The sequence below is a fragment of the Curtobacterium sp. MMLR14_002 genome (assembly GCF_001864975.1).
Lineage (GTDB): Bacteria > Actinomycetota > Actinomycetes > Actinomycetales > Microbacteriaceae > Curtobacterium > Curtobacterium flaccumfaciens.
Genome location: NZ_MJGT01000064.1, coordinates 25,741 through 42,516, shown reverse-complemented (window position 1 = coordinate 42,516; position 16,776 = coordinate 25,741). Strand labels below are relative to the sequence as shown.

Sequence of the window (16,776 nt, the reverse complement as noted above, 5' to 3'; positions counted from 1 at the left end):
CGGGCCTCCCGTCCGTCCTGTGGGCGCGTCAGGAGCGTCGCGTCAGTTCGGGTGGGTCATGCTCAGGACGTCGAGCGCCTCGTCGAGCTGCGCCTCGGTGACCTCGCCGCGCTCGACGTGGCCGAGGGCCACGACGGCTTCGCGCACGGTCATGCCCTCGGCGACGGCGTACTTCGCGACCTTGGCGGCAGCCTCGTAGCCGATGACCCGGTTGAGCGGGGTGACGATCGACGGTGAGGACTCCGCGAAGGCGCGGGCACGCTCCAGGTTCGCCTGCAGGCCGTCGATGGTCTTGTCCGCGAGCACGCGCGAGCTGTTCGCCAGCAGGCGGATCGACTCGAGCAGCGCCGTGCCCATCACCGGAATGGCGACGTTGAGCTCGAACGCACCCGAGGCACCGGCCCAGGCGATGGTGGCGTCGTTGCCGATGACCCGGGCGCCGACCATCAGGGTGGCCTCGGGGATCACCGGGTTCACCTTGCCGGGCATGATCGAGGAGCCGGGCTGCAGGTCGGGGATGTGCAGCTCGCCCAGGCCGGTGTTCGGACCCGAGCCCATCCAGCGCAGGTCGTTGTTGATCTTCGTCAGGCTGACGGCGAGCACCTTGAGCGCACCGGAGGCCTCGACCAGGGCGTCACGCGCACCCTGCGCCTCGAAGTGGTCGACGGCCTCGGTGATCGGCAAGTCGGTGTCGCTCGCGAGCTGGGCGATGACCCGCTGCGGGAAGCCCTTGGGGGTGTTGATGCCGGTGCCGACCGCGGTGCCGCCGAGCGGGACCTCGGCGACGCGGGGGAGCGTCGCCTGCACCCGCTCGATGCCCAGGCGGATCTGGCGGGCGTAGCCGCCGAACTCCTGCCCGAGGGTGACGGGCGTGGCGTCCATCAGGTGCGTCCGGCCGGACTTCACGGCGTCGGCCCAGAGCGTGGCCTTCGCCTCGAGGGACTCGGCGAGGTGCTCGAGGGCGGGCACGAGCGTGCGGAGGAGCGCCTCGGTCACGGCGACGTGCACGGAGGTGGGGAAGACGTCGTTCGACGACTGCGAGGCGTTGACGTGGTCGTTCGGGTGCACCGCCGAGCCCGCGATGTCGGACGCCATTGTCGCGAGCACCTCGTTCATGTTCATGTTCGACGACGTGCCGCTGCCGGTCTGGTAGACGTCGACCGGGAACTGGTCGTGGTGCTGCCCGCCGATGATCAGGTCGGCGGCGCCGGCGATGGCGTCGGCGACGGCGGGCTCGACGATGCCGAGTTCACCGTTGACGATGGCCGCCGCACGCTTGATCCGTGCGAGCGCCACGATCTGTGCCGACTCGAGCCCGGTGCCCGAGATGGGGAAGTTCTCGACGGCGCGCTGGGTCTGAGCACGGTAGAGCGCCGACTTCGGCACCCGTACCTCGCCCATGGTGTCGTGCTCGATGCGGAACTCGGTCGGGGTGGTGTCGGTCACGTCGTCGTGGTCCTTCCTGGGGTGCTCGCCGGTCGCGGTCGCGCCGGCCCGTGCCTGCGCCCCGGGGTCGCCGGGGCGGTCGTCGTCGGGGTCGCTCTTCGTCTGGCTCGGTCGTCGTCGGGTCGGTCAGACCTGGCCGACGACGGTGTCGATGGTGACTTCTCCGGTGGCGAGGTCGTACGTCGCCCCGACGACGGCCAATCTACCCTCGGCCACGGCGTCGGAGACTGCGCCGGAGCGCTCGATCACCTGGCGGAGGGTGGCTTCGAGGTGCGCGGCGCCGACGGCTTCCTGCGGGAGCTCGGCGTCGGTGAGTCGGACCTTCTCGACGCTCGGGGCGATCGCGTCGACGAGGGCCTGCAGGTGCGGGGCGGGGACGGGCTCACCGGAGCGCGCTGCCGCGACGGCACCGCACCGGGTGTGCCGGAGCACGACGACCAGGGGCGTGCCCAGGGCGACGACCGCGAACTCGATCGAGCCGAGCACGACGTCGTCGACGATCTGGCCGGCGTTGCGGATGGCGAACAGGTCACCGATGCCGGCGTCGAAGACGTGCTCGAACGGCACCCGCGAGTCCGAGCAGCCGAGGACGGTCGCGAACGGCGACTGCGATCCTTCGAGCTCGGTGCGGCGGTCCGGGTCCACGCGACCCATCCGGCGCTTGTCGGCGGCGAAGCGGGCGTTGCCGTCGACCAGCAGGCGCAGGGCGTCGGACGGGGTGGAGGCGGCGCGGTCGGGCATGGGGCTCCTCGGTTCGGGTGGGACGGGGTGGTGACTGGCGGGGCGGTGCCCGTCGTCTACTCGGTCAGTTCTCGGGAGACGGCGGTCGCGACGGTCCGGAACGCCTTGTCGTCGGCGGTGCCGGAGAGCACGATCGTGTTCTTGCCGAACGTCGAGACGAGCGAGTACGCGTGGTTGCCGGCATCCGTGCCCTCGGCGCGGCGGTCGTAGACGGTCCACTCCGTGTCGCCGATGGTGCGGTCACCGGTGGACGGGCGCTGGTCGAGCTGGTTCGACACCCACGAGGCGTTGGCGTCGATGCCCTGCTGCAGACCGAGGTACTGCTTGTCCGGCGTCACGAAGCCGACGGTCCAGACGTCCACGCCGTCGGTGGTCTTGCTGGCGAAGTCCGCGCGGTTGGCGCTGTAGCCGTCGGGCAGCGGCGGCGCCACCAGGGTGACGTCGTCGACGTTCGCCTTCGCCGCGATCTGCTGGTAGTCGACGGTGCGGTCCACCGTGGTGTCGGGCCGGACGACGACCGCCACCAGGAACAGCACGATGCCGAGCGAGGCGATGAGCGCGATGACCAGGTTGAACGCGGTCTGGTGCTGCCGGCGGGCGGTCCGGGCGGCGTCCTTGCGGGCCCACGTCTCCTCTGCCGTCTCGGGGCGACCGAGCTCGGCGACGATCGGGCGGCCGTTGGCGTCGGTCATCGGCCGGCGCCGTCCTGGGCGTCGCTGGCGGCACGGGCCGCGTCGAGCCGTGCGCGGGCGCCGACGAGCCACTCTTCGCACCGGGCGGCGAGGGCTTCGCCCCGTTCCCAGAGCGCCAGCGAACGCTCGAGGGTCGCGGAGCCCTGTTCGAGCTCGCTCACGACGCGCACGAGTTCGTCGCGGGCCGCTTCGTAGCTCAGCGACTGGACGTCGGTCTGCTCGGGTTCCTGCTGGGATGGCACGGGTCGATCCTACCGAGCGTCCACCGACGATCCGTCGCCCGGACCCAGGCTGTGGAGAACACCCGTGGTGGTCAGGAGCCGTCCGGGCCGGGGCCGTCCGGTTCGAGCGTGCCCGTGGCCGTGCCGGCACCGAGCGTGACGTGCACCGGCGTCGCTCCGGACAGGTCGTCGGTGCCGCGGACGACACCCCCGTCGGCCCGCTGCACGATGGCGTACCCGCGGCGCAGGGTGTCGCGCGGCGAGAGTGCCCGGAGCCGGGCGGTCAGGTGCCCGACCTCGGAGTGCCCGCGCTCGAGCCGGCGGTCGAGCAGTTCGCGGGCGCGGGACAGGTCGCGGGCGACCTCTTCCGCACGGGTGTCGACGAGCCACGCGGTCGACGCCAGGGCCGGGCGCGACCGCAGCGCGGCGAGCCGGTCGGCCTCGACCGACAGCGTGTGCGAGAGCCGGAGCCCGAGCCGGGCGCGGGCTGCCCGCACGTTGGCGAGCTCCTCGGCGACGTCGGGCACGACCCGCTTGGCGGCGTCCGTCGGGGTCGAGGCGCGCAGGTCGGCGACCTCGTCGAGGATGGGGCGGTCGGCCTCGTGCCCGATCGCCGAGACGATCGGGGTCGAGGCCGCGGCCGCCGCACGGACGAGTCCTTCGTCGCTGAAGCCGAGCAGGTTCTGGAAGTCGCCGCCGCCGCGCGCGATGATGATGACGTCGACCTCGGGGTCGGCGTCGAGCTCGAGGATCGCCGCAGTGACCTCGCCGACGGTCCGTTCGCCCTGCACGGCGGTGTGCACGGTGCGGAACTCCACCTGGGGCCACCGCAGCTGCGCGTTCCGCTTGACGTCCTTCTCGGCGTCGGAGTCCTTGCCGGTGATCAGGCCGATGCGGTGCGGCAGGAACGGCAGACGCCGCTTCCGGGACGGGTCGAACAGCCCCTCCTCGGCGAGGGTGCGGCGGAGGCGCTCGAGGCGTTCGAGCAGGTCACCGAGCCCGACGTGCTTCATCTCGACGACCTGCATGGTCAGCGAGCCGCCCTTGACCCAGTAGTTCGGCTTGAGTGCGGCGACGACCCGGTCGCCCTGCTTGATGTCCGCCGGCACCCGGGAGCGCACGCTCGACCAGATGGAGAACGACACGGTGGCGTCGACCTCGACGTCCTTGAGCTTGCCGTACACGTTGCCGCCGGCGACGTTCCACTGCGTGATCTCGCCCTCGACCCACGCGGTGCCGAGTCGGTCGATCCAGTCGCGGAGCTTCGCGCCGAGGAGCGCCACCGGCCACGGGTTGTCGGCCGTCGGCGGGCCCTGTTCGATCGCCATGTCGCTCCTCGTCCTGCTGGGACGTCCATCGTGCCCGAGACCGGTGACAGGCGACGGACGTCGTGTTCTCCACAGGCACTCCGCGCGCCCAGGTCGCGTGCGTGCCGCTCACCTATCATCGGGGACGTGACGATCACCAACGGCCACACGGTCCCGCTCGCCCCGCCGCGTGTGCACGCGGCACGGGGTCGACTGCGTGACGAACCGGTCGCCGGCCCCAAGAAGGTGCTGCTCGCAGCCCCCCGTGGTTACTGCGCGGGGGTGGACCGCGCGGTCGTCGCGGTCGAGAAGGCGTTGGAGCAGTACGGCGAGCCCGTCTACGTCCGCAAGCAGATCGTCCACAACGTGCACGTGGTCTCGACGCTCGAACAGCGCGGTGCCGTCTTCGTCGACGACGTGGCCGAGGTCCCCCGGGGTTCGCACGTCGTCTTCAGCGCGCACGGTGTGTCGCCGGCCGTCGTCGCGGGTGCCGCCGAGCGCGACCTGCACGCCATCGACGCCACCTGCCCCCTCGTCACCAAGGTCCATCGCGAAGCCACCCGGTTCGCCAAGGCCGAGCGCACCATCATCCTGATCGGCCACGCCGGCCACGAAGAGGTCGAGGGCACGATGGGGCACGCCCCGGACCGCACGATCCTGGTGAACGGCCCCGACGACGTCGCCGCGCTGTCGGTCCCCGACCCGGACAACCTCGTCTGGCTGTCGCAGACCACGCTCAGCGTCGACGAGACGATGGAGACCGTGCGGCTGCTGCGCGAGAAGTTCCCGGCCATCCAGGACCCCCCGTCGGACGACATCTGCTACGCCACCCAGAACCGCCAGGTCGCGATCAAGAAGGTCGCGCCCGGTGCCGACCTGGTGATCGTGGTCGGCTCCGCGAACTCGTCGAACAGCGTCCGCCTGGTCGAGGTCGCGCTCGAGCACGGTGCCCGCGCCGCCTACCGCGTCGACTACGCGGAGGAGATCCAGCAGGAATGGCTCGACGGCGTCGAGACGGTCGGCGTGACCAGCGGTGCGTCCGTTCCGGAAGAACTCGTGGCCGAGGTGCTCGAGCAGCTCGCCGACGCCGGCTACGCCGCCGTCGAAGAGGTCGTCACCGCCCACGAGGACCTGATGTTCTCGCTCCCCAAGGAGCTCCGCACCGACGCCTCGGGCAACCCGACGCGCGCGCTCGGCGGGCGTCGGGCATGAGCGGCTCGGACGGCTGGTCCTCGGTCCCGCGTCGCGACCCGGCGAACCACGGCGACGCCGGCGCTGCTACCGGCCAGGAGGCCCGGGGTGCGTCCGCGACGTCGGCCGCCGGTCCCGCGAACGGTCGGCCCCAGGGCCGTCCCGCCCCCGGGTACGGCGAGTACGCACCAGAGGGCTGGGTGAACCCGGTCCTCGTCGAGCAGGAACGCCAGGAGCGGGAGCGTCAGGCACGGGAGCGGCAGGACCAGGCCCCCGCCACCGGCGTGCGCGACGCTGCTCCGAGCGACGGCGTCCGTGGCGGAGGCGCCGGTACGGACGCTCGCTCCGGTGCAGTCCCTTCTGGGGCGCAGCGGTCGATGGCCCGCAGCCGGTTCGGTCGCACACCGGCGGACTTCGTGCTCACCGTCGGGCTGCTCGCCTTCGGGCTGGTCTCCGTGGTGCAGTCCCTGGCCGTGGGCGAGGTCGCCTCCACCGTGCGGCGCACCCTCGAGACCCAGTACACGGCGCTGAACGACCCGAGCGCCCTGAGCACGGCGGCCACCATCGCCGCGATCACCAACGTCGTCGTCTTCGCCCTGGTCGCCTGGTGGTCCATCCGTCGGCTCCGCGCACGGAAGCGGACGTTCTGGGTGCCGCTGGTCGGCGCGGTCGTCGCCACGGCGATCAGCACGATCGCGTTCGTCGTCGTGGTCATGCAGGACCAGGCCTTCGTCGACTTCATGCTGCGACAGTCCGGCGCCTGACCGCCTGACCGCCTGACCGCCTGACCGCCTGACCGCCTGACCGTCGGGCTGCTCGCGGCGCCGGCATTCGCGCGCCGAGTGGTCGGAACACGCCGCGGCCCCGCCGTCGAGCGGTCACGAAGTGTCGTCTGGCACCGGCGCAACCGACAGTTCGTGACCCTTCGGCCCTGCGCGCGCGGGGAGTCGCGACCACCCCAGCCCGCCGACGCCGGCCGGAGGTCAGCCGGCCAGGAACGCCGCGACCGCTCCGTGCAGGGCAGCCAGGTCGTCGACGTGCACGAGCTCCCGGATCGAGTGCATCGACAGCAGTCCGACGCCGATGTCGATCGTCGGGATCCCGAGCCGGGTCGCCGCGATCGGGCCGATGGTCGAGCCGCCGGGGATCGTGTTCACGTTGACGAACGGCTGCCACGGCACACCGGCGGTCTCGCACGCGGCGGCCCAGACGGCCTCGCCCTTCGCCTCGGTCATGTAGCGCTGGTTCGCGCTGATCTTCAGCAGCGGACCGGCCCCGGGGCGCGGACGGTTCGTCGGGTCGTGCTTCTCCGGTTGGTTCGGGTGCACCAGGTGCCCGGCGTCGCTCGACAGCAGCCACGACCCACGGAACGCCCGGGCTGCTTCGGAGCGGGTGGCGCCGAGGCCCTCCTGCACACGGCCGAGGACGTCCTCGAGGAACGGACCACCGGCACCGGACGGCGTCGACGACCCGATCTCCTCGTGGTCGAACGCCGCGAACACCGGGATGTGGTCACCGTCGGTCGGAGCGTCGACGATGCCCCGGAGTCCGGCGTGCACGCTCGTCAGGTTGTCCATCCGGCCGGACGCCAGGAACTCCCGCTCGATGCCGATCCGGGCCGGCGCCTGGGTGTCGGCGAGGAACAGGTCCCACGACACCGCGCCCTCGCCCAGCCGGGCGAGCAGCCACTCCACGACGGAGGTCCCACCGGCGTCGCCGTCGACCCCGACGATCGGCAGGGTGTGGCGCTGGCGGTCGATCTCCTTGCCGTCGTTCACCCCGCGGTCGAGGTGGATCGCGAGGTTCGGGATGCGGGCGACGGCGTCGGTGCTGACGAGCCGCACGCTGCCGTCGGCGTCGACGACCCGGCCGGCGATCCGCAGATCACGGTCGAACCAGGTCGACAGGAGCGCGCCGCCGTAGACCTCGACGTTGAGCTGCTCCCAGCCCCCGGTGCGCACGCCGGGGTTCGGCTTCACGCGGAAGCCGGGGGAGTCGGTGTGGGCGCCGAGGATCCGGAACGGCGTCGTCGGGACGGCACCGTCGGGCAGACGCCACGCGATGACGGCGCCGTCGCGGACCACCACGTACGCACCGGGTTCGGTCGGCCAGGCGTCGAGCTCGGACAGCTCGGTGAACCCGGCTGCGACGAGACGGTCACGGGTCGCCGCCGCCGCGTGGAACGCGGTGGGCGACTCGGTGACGAACTGGGCGAACTCGGAGGCGATGGCGTCGACGGTCACCCGCCCATCGTGGCACGCGGTGGAGGCGACCCGACGCAGAACGGGGCGCGTCCGTCGGACGCACCCCGTTCCTCCAGGCCGGTGGACCCGGCCGGACGGACGTGCTCAGCCCTTGGCGTGACCGGCCGAGCCGAGGACCTTCGCGGCCTCGACGACGCGGGCCGCCATGGCGGTCTCGGCGACCTTGCCCCAGGCGCGGGGGTCGTACTGCTTCTTGTTGCCGACCTCGCCGTCGATCTTCAGGACACCCTCGTAGTTGCGGAACATCGAGTCCGCGATCGAGCGGGTGAACGCGTACTGCGTGTCCGTGTCGATGTTCATCTTGATGACGCCGTTGCGGACGGCCTCGTGGATCTCGTCGTCGGTCGAGCCGGAGCCGCCGTGGAAGACGAGGTCGAGGGGGTTCTCGCCGGTGCCGTGCTTCGCCGCGACGGACGCCTGGATCTCGCCGAGGAGCTCGGGACGGAGCTTGACGTTGCCCGGCTTGTAGACGCCGTGCACGTTGCCGAAGGTGAGCGCCGCGATCCAGCGGCCCTTGTCGCCCAGACCGAGCGCGTCGACGACCTTCTCGACGTCGTTCGGGGTCGTGTAGAGCGCGTCGTTCGTGCCCTCGTGCTGGACGCCGTCCTCTTCGCCGCCGACGACGCCGATCTCGACCTCGAGGATCGCGTTGATGTTCCGCGTCTTCTCGATCATGGTCTTCGCGATCTCGATGTTCTCGTCGAGCGGCACGGCCGAACCGTCCCACATGTGCGACTGGAAGATCGGGTTGCGACCCTGCCGGACCTCTTCCTCGCTCGCCGCGATGAGCGGCAGGACGAAGCCGTCGAGGGCGTCCTTCGGGCAGTGGTCGGTGTGCAGCGCGACCGTGATGTCGTAGTTCTTGGCGACCTCGTGGGCGAACTTCGCCATCGCGAGGGCCCCAGCTGCGCGGTTCTTGATGGTGTGGCCGGCGAAGTAGTCGGCACCGCCCGTCGTGACCTGGAGGATGCCGTCGGAACCGGCTTCCTGCAGGCCCTGGAGGACCGCGTTGATGGTCTGCGAGGAGGAGACGTTGACCGCGGGGTACGCGAACTTGCCCGCCTTCGCGCGTTCGATCATCTCGGCGTACTGTTCCGGCGTTGCGATGGGCACGTGGATCTCCTTCGACTTCGGTGATGTCCCCGCCGATCGTAGTCAGAAGCTCTGGAGGCGCGGTCCGGGTTACGCGGTCGGCTCACGTCCGGCGTGCACATGCGTGCACGGGCCCGGTGTCCGGACCGTCGGTCGGCCGCCGGTCGGTAGGCTCGGGTCGTGACTCCCACGACTGAGACCGGCTCCCTGTTCCTCCAGCCCGACCGCAACCTCGCGCTCGAGCTCGTGCGTGCGACGGAGGCCGCCGCGATCCGTGCGCAGCCGTGGGTCGGGCGTGGTGAGAAGAACCTCGCCGACGGCGCCGCGGTCGACGCGATGCGCAAGTTCCTCGGCACGGTGAACTTCGACGGTGTCGTCGTCATCGGCGAGGGCGAGAAGGACAACGCCCCGATGCTCTACAACGGCGAGCACGTCGGCAACGGTCACGGTCCGGCATGCGACATCGCGGTCGACCCCATCGACGGCACCTCGCTCACCGCCGCCGGCCGCCAGAACGCCATCTCCGTCATGGCCGTCTCGGACCGTGGCTCGATGTACGACCCCTCCGCCGTCTTCTACATGGACAAGATCGCCGCCGGCCCCGAGGGCCGCGGTGTCCTGGACCTCGAGAAGCCGATCGGCGACAACATCCGCGCGCTGGCGAAGGCCAAGGGCAAGGACCTCGAGGACATGGTCGTCGCCGTGCTCGACCGCCCGCGCCACGACGAGCTGATCCGCGCCATCCGCGCGACCGGTGCCGGCACGCGACTGCTGCTCGACGGTGACGTCGCCGGTGGCATCGCCGCCGCACTGCCCGGCTCGACCATCGACATGTGCGTCGGGGTCGGCGGCACCCCCGAGGGCATCATCACGGCGTGCGCGATCAAGGCGCTCGGCGGCGTGATCCTCGGCAAGCTCCAGCCGAAGGACGACGAGGAGCGCGAGCGCGCCATCGCCGCCGGCCACGACCTGGACAAGGTCCTCGACCAAGACGACCTGGTCACGGGGGACAACACGTTCTTCGTCGCCACCGGCGTCACCGACGGCGTCCTGGTCGACGGTGTCCGTCGTTCGCGCGGCGTCATCCACACCGACTCGCTCGTGCTCCGCTCGCGCTCGAACACGATCCGCCGCATCCAGGCGGACCACCGTGCGGAGAAGTGGTTCTAGGCCGGACGATCGTCCGCCGCTTCGGGGCGTCGCCGGTCTTCCGGCGGCGCCCCGTTGTACGAGCCCTTGCGTAGGCTCGACGCATGACTGCGACAACGGCACGGATCGTCGGACTGGACACCGCGGGTATCCGCACGCTGCACGCGGAGGCGGACGGCACGGCCGACCGGCTGCCGCACGTCGTGCCGGTGGCGCCCGACCTCGGCGTGATCCTGGCGGACGAGGACGGCGCGATCCTCACCGCGCCGGCGCTCGCCGAGATGGGCTGGGTGGACGACGACGTCCTGCGCGCAGCCGTCGCCGCCGCGCAGGAGCAGGCCGGAGGCGACGTTGCGGTGATCCAGCCCGGCACGATCGTCATCCAGGACCCCGACCTCGCCGTGGTGCTCGTGCTCGCACCGCAGGCGTTCCAGGGCATCGAGTTCCGCGGCAGCGCAGTGGTCTTCCCGGTCGCGCCGACGACGTTCATCGTCACCGGCGACCAGGACGAGGACGGGCTCCAGGTCGCGGCCGGTGTCGCCCAGCAGATCCTGGCTGACGACGAGGGCGAGGTCCTGAGCGGACCGCCCATGGTGCTGCGCGGTGACGGGTGGGTCCGGTTCGAGCACCCGTCACTCGACGGCGAGCTCCGGACGATCCGTGCGCTCTGGACGGCGACCGCCGCGAACCTGCAGCAGGACGCCCTGCAGGAGTCGTTCGACCGGCGGGGCGAGGACGTCCACGTCGGTGCGGTCTCGGTCGCCCGGCTGGCCGAGGACGACCCGGCCTTCTCGTACTCGTCGTGGACGGAGGACGTCGAGACCGTCGTCGCCGCGGTCGACACGATCGTGCTCGTGACCCTCGACGGGCAGACGCAGCCCGTGCCGTTCGGTCGGCTGCGGGAGCTGGCCTCCGGGTTGATCGAGGAACTCGAGGTCCGCCCGACGCGCTACCGGCTCCGCGGTTTCCCGGATCTCGAGTCGGTCCGCGCGGCCCTCTGACGGGTCGACCCCGGTCGGTGGCACTCGTCCCCGTCGCTGCCCCCTGATATGGTCACACTCGCGCGCTTGTGGACAACGGCGCGAGAGATCGGACCTGGGGAGGAATGATGGGGCGACCGTCGGGGTGGGACGTTGTCGATCAGGGTGATGACCCGGTCAAGGGGGATCCGTCGACGTTGCGGATGATGGCGCGGGAGTACCAGCGCATCTCCGACGCGGCCGATGACGCCTCGACCCGGCTGAAGTCGGTGAAGGGGTCCGGGTGGCTGACCGACTGGGAGGGTGAGGCCGCGGATGTGTTCGTCGACGCGATCGAGGACACCCCGTCGGACCTGACGAAGCTCGTCGATTCGTACGAACTCGCCGCGACGGCGTTGTCGGGGTGGGCTGACACGGTCGATGACACCCAGTACCGGGCCGATGGTGCCTTGGCGGACGCGAAGGACGCCACCGGAGACCTCGCCGCGGCGCAGGACCGGTTGGCGGATGCGCAGTCGACGCTGTCGCACTACGAGTCGACGTCGAAGGACCTGTCGAAGGTCGCGGACAAGTACCCGGCAGGTTCCGACGTGCCGGACGGGGTGGATGTTCCCTCGCCGGCACAGTTGCGGGCAGCATCCGACAACGCTTCCGTCGCACAGGGGTCCGTGAGCTCGGCGCAGGGGGACATCTCGGCGGCGCAGTCGCGGATCGATGCGGCGAAGCGGCTCGTGGCGGACGCGAAGGGTGACTGGCAGGACGCGGAGCAGCGGACCGCGACGAAGATCGGTGAAGCTGCCGACGCGGGCCTCGGGAAGCAGTCCACGTGGGACAAGATCTTCGGGTCCGAGAAATGGGAGGCCATCGTCTCCATCGCGAAGGTCGTCGTGGCGGTGGGTGGGATCATCGCGATGATCATCCCGGGGCCGTGGACGTTGGTCATCGCGGCGATCGCGCTCGTGGTGTTGGTGGACACGTTGTACAAGATGGGCAAGGGCGAAGCCGACGGGTGGGACCTCGCTTGGGCCCTCGTCGACTGCGTCCCCCTTGCGGGCGGCCTAGGGGTCACGGCTCGGGCGATGCGGATGGCGAGCAAGGGCGGACGGGCGACCTCGCTGCTACACGTCGGCAGTCGATTCGCACGTGGACGTGACGTGATCGCAAAGCAGGTCACTGCCTTCAATGCGACGTCCAAGCTGGGCAAGCTGTTCACACCCCTGCAGCGAGTCGTTCGGCCGTTCGAACCTGGTGCTGTTCGGTTCTCGCAGAAGACCGTCTCCTTCAACAGGATCGACCGAACTACCGGCAAACCTTCCAACTACGACGACATCACCAACAGCATGCGTGACGGCGGCTGGCGCGGTGACCCTGTGGATGTCGTCGAGATGCCCGACGGAGCTGTCACGAGCATAGACAACACACGGATCAGGGCGGCGCGCGAAACTGACACTCCGGTGCAGGCCCGAGCGCACGAGCACAACGAGGCGTTGACCGCAAGAGAGGTTGAACGCTTCACGAAGCGTGGCCACACCGAGCCCAAAACGTGGGGGGAGGCTGCTGAGGTTCGGATAAAGTCGCAAGGCGCGAATTGGTCGAAAGCGAATCCAGCCGGATCTCATGACCTCCCGAAGATAACCGGAGGGCCACAGTGAGGGAACGTAGGCTAACAACCGTTGAGGAACGGCAAGTCGAGGCGCGCTTGATCGCGCCCGAAGGATTTCAGTATCCCGAGCGCTTCCAACGTGCCCTTGCACAAGACCCGCTTCCCGACATCGATCCCTTCATGTGGACGTCTGAGTACGAGAACCAGACAAAGAACTGGGTCGACATCGTTGGGGAGCAGTATCCGGTCCGTTCCCTCGTACCCTTCGCAAAGCACCAGGACACTGACGATGTGTTCTGCTTTGACGGTGGCGACCATTCGGGCGACCCTCCCGTGCTGATCATCCATACTTTTGCTTCGCCTGGGACGGAGTACCGGGGGCAGTGGACGTCCTTCGACGTCTGGTGGGAGGAGATGGAGGAGCATCGAGCAGCGTGGCTCGCGGAGCAGGAAGAGGACTGAGACATGCCTCGTAGGGACGCGTCGATCAGCAAGGCGATGTCGCACGCGTTGCGGCACGAACCGGGTGCGTACGGGCTGGAACTCGGTGCTGACGGGAGCGTCCCGCTCGCAGATCTTGCCGACGCTTTGGAGCGGTCGGGCATTCAGGCATCGTTGGAAGATCTGCGCCGAGTGGTCGCCGAGTCCGACAAGCAGCGCTTCGCCGTCGAAGGCGACCGGATCCGTGCTCAGTACGGGCACTCGACGGACGAGCGCATCGTGAAGCCGTCGATCGTTCCGCAGCCGGTGCTCTGGCACGCAACTTCCCCCGCTGCGGCTGAGTCGATCCTGCGCGACGGGCTCTTGCCGATGGGGCGCCAGTACGCGCATCTGACGACCGATCGCGAGCTGGCGATGCAGGCGGGGCGGCGCAAGTCCACCGCTCCCGTCCTGTTGCGAATCGATGCAGCTCGGGCGCACCTGGAGGGCGTGGAGTTCTCGGAGGGCCACGACCGGGTGACCCTCGCCTTGCTCGTTCCCGCGCGGTACATCTCGGCGGAATGACGCGCATGCCTCAGCCGCGCGAGTAGCGGGGCTCCTGCATTGCTGGGGCGATGCGCTCGAGACGGTCACCCGTCGAACGGATCGATCTCTCAGTCTCCCGCGAGTGCAAGGGGGCGACAGCAGTCTCGTCTCATCAGACGTGAGACTGCTCGGAAGAAGCGCAGATCCGACCAGCTGGGCTTGCAGTCGGGTGGCGTGGACGTCCTGGATAGCATCATCCGATGAGCACAGCGATGGACAGTTCTGCGTTCTGGGATGCGATCATCGCGGACGATCCGCAGGCGATCACGAGGATCGCGTCGGAAGGCTTCGAAGTGTCTTCAGCGTCACGCGCCAATGCCGACGCCCTCACGCCCCTCCACTTCGCGGCTCAGACCGGTGCGGTGCATGCGATGCGAGCACTCCTGGACCTCGGGGTGGAGGTGGACTCGCCGGACCGTTGGGGGACGACGCCGCTGCAGCTCGCAGTGACGAACTCGGGCGACGGCGGACTTGATCCGGTCGCCGTCTTGCTCGACGCCGGCGCTGATCCGTTCCATGTCAACGACCTTGGTGCGACCCCACTGAGCTATGCCCGAATCTTGGGGGACGCACCCGCCGGGCTCATCGCCATGCTGCAGCAGGATCGGGTGTTCGAGGATGATGAGGCGGGCGTATCGGTCGTGTTCGAGGCCGCTACGCATGGGTCCCTCATCGACATCCAATCAGCAGTTCATGCCGATGCGGCTCTGCTCAACTCTGCCGTGGCTGGAGAGACACCGCTCCGACTGCTCGTACGACGTTCTCTCCCCGTGCGACCGAATCGATCGAACCCACATCCGGTCTCTGTGGACGACGCGGTGGCTGGCGCCAGTGCAATGCTGAGTGCCGGAGCGAAGGCCAGGTTGGTCGGTGCAGACGGCTTCACCGCTCAAGGGCTGGCACGAGCGTTCCTGGCGCCGAAGCCGTTGATCAAGGTGCTCGATCGTGCGGCTAAGCTCGAGCGGAGGCAGACGGCGTGAATGATCTAGAGGCATTCAATTGACTGAACTACGGCTTGACGAGAGCGTGGATGGCGTCGGCGCTCGATATGTGCCCAGAAACTTTCCCCCAGCGCGGGCTGACGCACATTGGCGCGGTGCTTCTTTCAATGCCAAGGGTGATTGATGTTCAGATTCGGTAGAGCCGAGAACTCGAGGACAATTGAGGAACCCGTGATCGAGCACGGATACCTCTACATGCAGAAGTGGAATCACTTCACCCGGACGCCGGATCCGAGAGGATTCCTGAGCGAGCAAGAGTGTCGCGGGCGTTGGCACCAGCATCAGGATGATCAGATGGACTGGTTCACTGTGGTCCCCGCCGAGCCGAGCGTCGGCACCTTCGTGAGGCGGGACGACGGCGGCTTTGAAATCGATCCCGCATCCGCTGTACCGTCCTGGACCATGGAGGTCACGCCTCGGGGCGGTATTGCCGTCGACGGGCCAGCTTTCCAAGTGTTCGTTTGGGACGCAAACAATCGCAATGTGACCCTTGCCACGTATTCGAACCGGTGGGGCGGACGGCTGTTCCTCAGCGAAGTGATCTACAAGATCTTCCCCGAACCTGATGACTTCAGACCGAAGGAACGTGCACTGGCCAACAAGCCCCTGTTCTCCAATCAATTGCACCTGTCTCCGAACGGCGAGGGGCAGCGCACGCGGATCGATCACTCCAAACATACAAAAGACCTGGAGCAGTTCCACGGAGTTGACGTCGAGCCGAACTGGGCGAACACGCCGGAATTTGGTGATTGGGAAGCGTTACCGAAGAAGGTCCTCGAGGGTAACCCCCTCATCTGATTCGTCAGCTGACCAGGCAGAATGACCGATGGCCTTCTCGTTGCGAAAGAACATGTGTGGGCCCGCAACGCCGAGGCCGTCCGCGCGCTCCCCGGGTACTCCGACGCATGAGCCGTCGCCCCGACGGTGATCCTGTCGTGGTCAGGAGACCGACGCGTCGTCCTCGTCCGCCCACAGCGGGTCGCTGACGGTCCGCGGCAGCAGCGCCCCCGGCGACCCCGGCCACGGCAACCGCGTGACCGGCCAGTTCGAGGCGAAGAGCTCACGCCGCCCGGCATCGAACTCCTGCACCGTCTTGAGCTCGTCGTAGACCAGGGCGTACGCGGCCCGCAGGTTGTCGAAGTAGTCGTCCCACGAGTCGAAGAGGGTGAAGGCGACATCGGAGACCAGGTCGATCGACGACCAGGCATCGTCCTCGCTCAGGAGCCCGGCGGCGTACGCACCTCTGACGGCGGTGACCGCGTTCTTGACGTCCATCGACCAGAGCAGCTTCGGCGGGCGGTCCGCTCGGCGTTCGAGCAGGCTCGACCCTGCCCACGGGTCGGTGCCGAGCAGTGAGGACAGCCGGGTGAGCCGGGTCTCACCCTCGGCGGATCGGCTCAACGCGAGGAACTGCCACGACACGCTCTTCGGACCGAGCAGGTCGACGGCGAAGGCCTGTGCATCCCGCCCGCTGGCGATCTTGTAGGTCTCGTCGAGTTCGCGGCGCAGGAACGTCAGCGGGGGCAGGGGGATGGTCACGAAGGGCGACGGCGTGGTGTCCTGCAGGTACTCGCCGCCGAGCTCCACCCGCGAACCGTACGGGGCGAGCGACGCCGGCCACCATCCGTCGTGGAAGTCGCCGAACGAGGCGAGGGCCAGCTGCTGCAGTCGGTGGACGGGCAGCTCGCGGGCACCGGTGCGCTCCCGGTACCGCCGCTGTTCCCGCACCGGCAGCCCGATGTCACGGAGCGAGGTGATGAAGGTCAGCACGAACCACACGACGACGGCGATCAGGAAGCAGCGCCACACCGCCTGGATGCCGTACCCGAAGTGCGCCCGGACGTCGTACGGACCGGCTGTGGCGGCGACGAGGGCGACGAAGAATGCCACGATCGCGATCGCCATGGTGATCCACGCTGCGGCGCGGTCCCGTCGTCGCCCGGTCTGCTTCCGCGCCTTGGCGACCATCGCCCGGTGCCGCCAGCGTGGACGGACCGGGAACTCGCGGTCGCCGGGATGGTTCTGCAGTGCTTCCCCCATGACGATCGATCGTAGCGAGCAGC

17 protein-coding genes are annotated in these 16,776 nt (G+C 69.3%); 9 read left to right on the top strand and 8 right to left on the bottom strand.

The genetic code is table 11. From position 1 onward, the window contains the following. Nucleotides 1-42: 42 nt before the first annotated feature. The 5 genes from BIU91_RS12785 to xseA form a co-directional block, all read right to left on the bottom strand. Nucleotides 43-1,446: a class II fumarate hydratase gene (locus tag BIU91_RS12785; protein ID WP_084741224.1), complete on the bottom strand. Its 1,404-nt coding sequence runs from the start codon at nt 1,444-1,446 to the stop codon at nt 43-45. 126 nt (nt 1,447-1,572) lie between these two features. Next, the gene (locus BIU91_RS12780; RefSeq protein ID WP_027464510.1) at nt 1,573-2,187 is read right to left on the bottom strand and encodes a carbonic anhydrase; all 615 of its coding nucleotides are present in this window, start codon (nt 2,185-2,187) and stop codon (nt 1,573-1,575) included. A gap of 56 nt (nt 2,188-2,243) precedes the next feature. Beyond that, nucleotides 2,244-2,879, bottom strand: coding sequence for a DUF4245 domain-containing protein (locus BIU91_RS12775; protein ID WP_071405755.1), 636 nt, complete (start codon nt 2,877-2,879; stop codon nt 2,244-2,246). Next, nucleotides 2,876-3,121, bottom strand: a complete 246-nt coding sequence (locus BIU91_RS12770; protein WP_071405754.1) for an exodeoxyribonuclease VII small subunit — start codon at nt 3,119-3,121, stop codon at nt 2,876-2,878. The genes BIU91_RS12775 and BIU91_RS12770 overlap by 4 nt, the downstream gene beginning before the upstream one ends. 71 nt (nt 3,122-3,192) lie before the next feature. Beyond that, nucleotides 3,193-4,428 carry an exodeoxyribonuclease VII large subunit gene (gene xseA / locus BIU91_RS12765; RefSeq protein WP_071405753.1) on the bottom strand — a complete coding sequence of 412 codons (1,236 nt, stop codon included), beginning with the start codon at nt 4,426-4,428 and terminating at the stop codon, nt 3,193-3,195. 132 nt (nt 4,429-4,560) lie between these two features. On the opposite strand from xseA, the gene BIU91_RS12760 reads away from it, so the two are divergent. Then, on the top strand, nt 4,561-5,619 hold the full coding sequence (locus tag BIU91_RS12760; RefSeq protein WP_071405758.1) for a 4-hydroxy-3-methylbut-2-enyl diphosphate reductase: 1,059 nt from the start codon (nt 4,561-4,563) through the stop codon (nt 5,617-5,619). After that, nucleotides 5,616-6,362, top strand: coding sequence for a DUF6264 family protein (locus tag BIU91_RS12755; protein ID WP_071405752.1), 747 nt, complete (start codon nt 5,616-5,618; stop codon nt 6,360-6,362). The genes BIU91_RS12760 and BIU91_RS12755 overlap by 4 nt, the downstream gene beginning before the upstream one ends. A 219-nt stretch (nt 6,363-6,581) precedes the next feature. On the opposite strand, the gene BIU91_RS12750 is transcribed toward BIU91_RS12755, so the two are convergent. Both BIU91_RS12750 and fbaA read right to left on the bottom strand, forming a co-directional pair. Beyond that, complete coding sequence (locus tag BIU91_RS12750) at nt 6,582-7,841, bottom strand: M18 family aminopeptidase (RefSeq protein WP_071405751.1); 1,260 nt, start codon at nt 7,839-7,841, stop codon at nt 6,582-6,584. A 105-nt stretch (nt 7,842-7,946) separates the two neighbouring features. Continuing rightward, complete coding sequence (fbaA, locus tag BIU91_RS12745) at nt 7,947-8,975, bottom strand: class II fructose-bisphosphate aldolase (RefSeq protein WP_017886723.1); 1,029 nt, start codon at nt 8,973-8,975, stop codon at nt 7,947-7,949. Nucleotides 8,976-9,134: 159 nt separating this feature from the next. Here fbaA and glpX point away from each other — a divergent pair, with 159 nt between their 5' ends. From glpX to BIU91_RS12710, 7 genes are all read left to right on the top strand, one after another. Beyond that, on the top strand, nt 9,135-10,124 hold the full coding sequence (gene glpX / locus BIU91_RS12740) for a class II fructose-bisphosphatase (RefSeq protein ID WP_017886722.1): 990 nt from the start codon (nt 9,135-9,137) through the stop codon (nt 10,122-10,124). A gap of 83 nt (nt 10,125-10,207) precedes the next feature. Continuing rightward, a complete protein-coding gene (locus BIU91_RS12735) occupies nt 10,208-11,104 on the top strand; it encodes a hypothetical protein (protein ID WP_071405750.1) in 897 nt (298 codons plus the stop codon). Nucleotides 11,105-11,172: 68 nt separating this feature from the next. Then, a complete protein-coding gene (locus BIU91_RS12730; RefSeq protein ID WP_139196589.1) occupies nt 11,173-12,735 on the top strand; it encodes a putative T7SS-secreted protein in 1,563 nt (520 codons plus the stop codon). A 47-nt stretch (nt 12,736-12,782) separates the two neighbouring features. Then, entirely contained in the window at nt 12,783-13,148 is a 366-nt protein-coding gene (locus BIU91_RS12725; protein WP_071405757.1) for a hypothetical protein, read from the top strand. Between the two features lie 3 nt (nt 13,149-13,151). Next, entirely contained in the window at nt 13,152-13,691 is a 540-nt protein-coding gene (locus BIU91_RS12720) for an RNA 2'-phosphotransferase (RefSeq protein WP_071405748.1), read from the top strand. Between the two features lie 221 nt (nt 13,692-13,912). Beyond that, on the top strand, nt 13,913-14,692 hold the full coding sequence (locus tag BIU91_RS12715) for an ankyrin repeat domain-containing protein (protein ID WP_071405747.1): 780 nt from the start codon (nt 13,913-13,915) through the stop codon (nt 14,690-14,692). A gap of 192 nt (nt 14,693-14,884) precedes the next feature. Next, on the top strand, nt 14,885-15,511 hold the full coding sequence (locus BIU91_RS12710; protein WP_071405746.1) for a hypothetical protein: 627 nt from the start codon (nt 14,885-14,887) through the stop codon (nt 15,509-15,511). Nucleotides 15,512-15,652: 141 nt separating this feature from the next. Here BIU91_RS12710 and BIU91_RS12705 read toward each other — a convergent pair whose 3' ends face one another. Beyond that, entirely contained in the window at nt 15,653-16,753 is a 1,101-nt protein-coding gene (locus BIU91_RS12705) for a DUF1266 domain-containing protein (RefSeq protein ID WP_071405745.1), read from the bottom strand. Nucleotides 16,754-16,776 lie beyond the last annotated feature (23 nt).

Bases quoted from the DNA above. Each gene is read 5' to 3' on its own strand.
- BIU91_RS12715 (WP_071405747.1), top strand. From the start codon at position 13,913: ATGAGCACAGCGATGGACAGTTCTGCGTTCTGGGATGCGATCATCGCG.
- BIU91_RS12775 (WP_071405755.1), bottom strand. From the start codon at position 2,879: ATGACCGACGCCAACGGCCGCCCGATCGTCGCCGAGCTCGGTCGCCCC.
- BIU91_RS12735 (WP_071405750.1), top strand. From the start codon at position 10,208: ATGACTGCGACAACGGCACGGATCGTCGGACTGGACACCGCGGGTATC.
- BIU91_RS12755 (WP_071405752.1), top strand. From the start codon at position 5,616: ATGAGCGGCTCGGACGGCTGGTCCTCGGTCCCGCGTCGCGACCCGGCG.
- BIU91_RS12705 (WP_071405745.1), bottom strand. From the start codon at position 16,753: ATGGGGGAAGCACTGCAGAACCATCCCGGCGACCGCGAGTTCCCGGTC.
- BIU91_RS12720 (WP_071405748.1), top strand. From the start codon at position 13,152: ATGCCTCGTAGGGACGCGTCGATCAGCAAGGCGATGTCGCACGCGTTG.
- BIU91_RS12780 (WP_027464510.1), bottom strand. From the start codon at position 2,187: ATGCCCGACCGCGCCGCCTCCACCCCGTCCGACGCCCTGCGCCTGCTG.
- xseA (WP_071405753.1), bottom strand. From the start codon at position 4,428: ATGGCGATCGAACAGGGCCCGCCGACGGCCGACAACCCGTGGCCGGTG.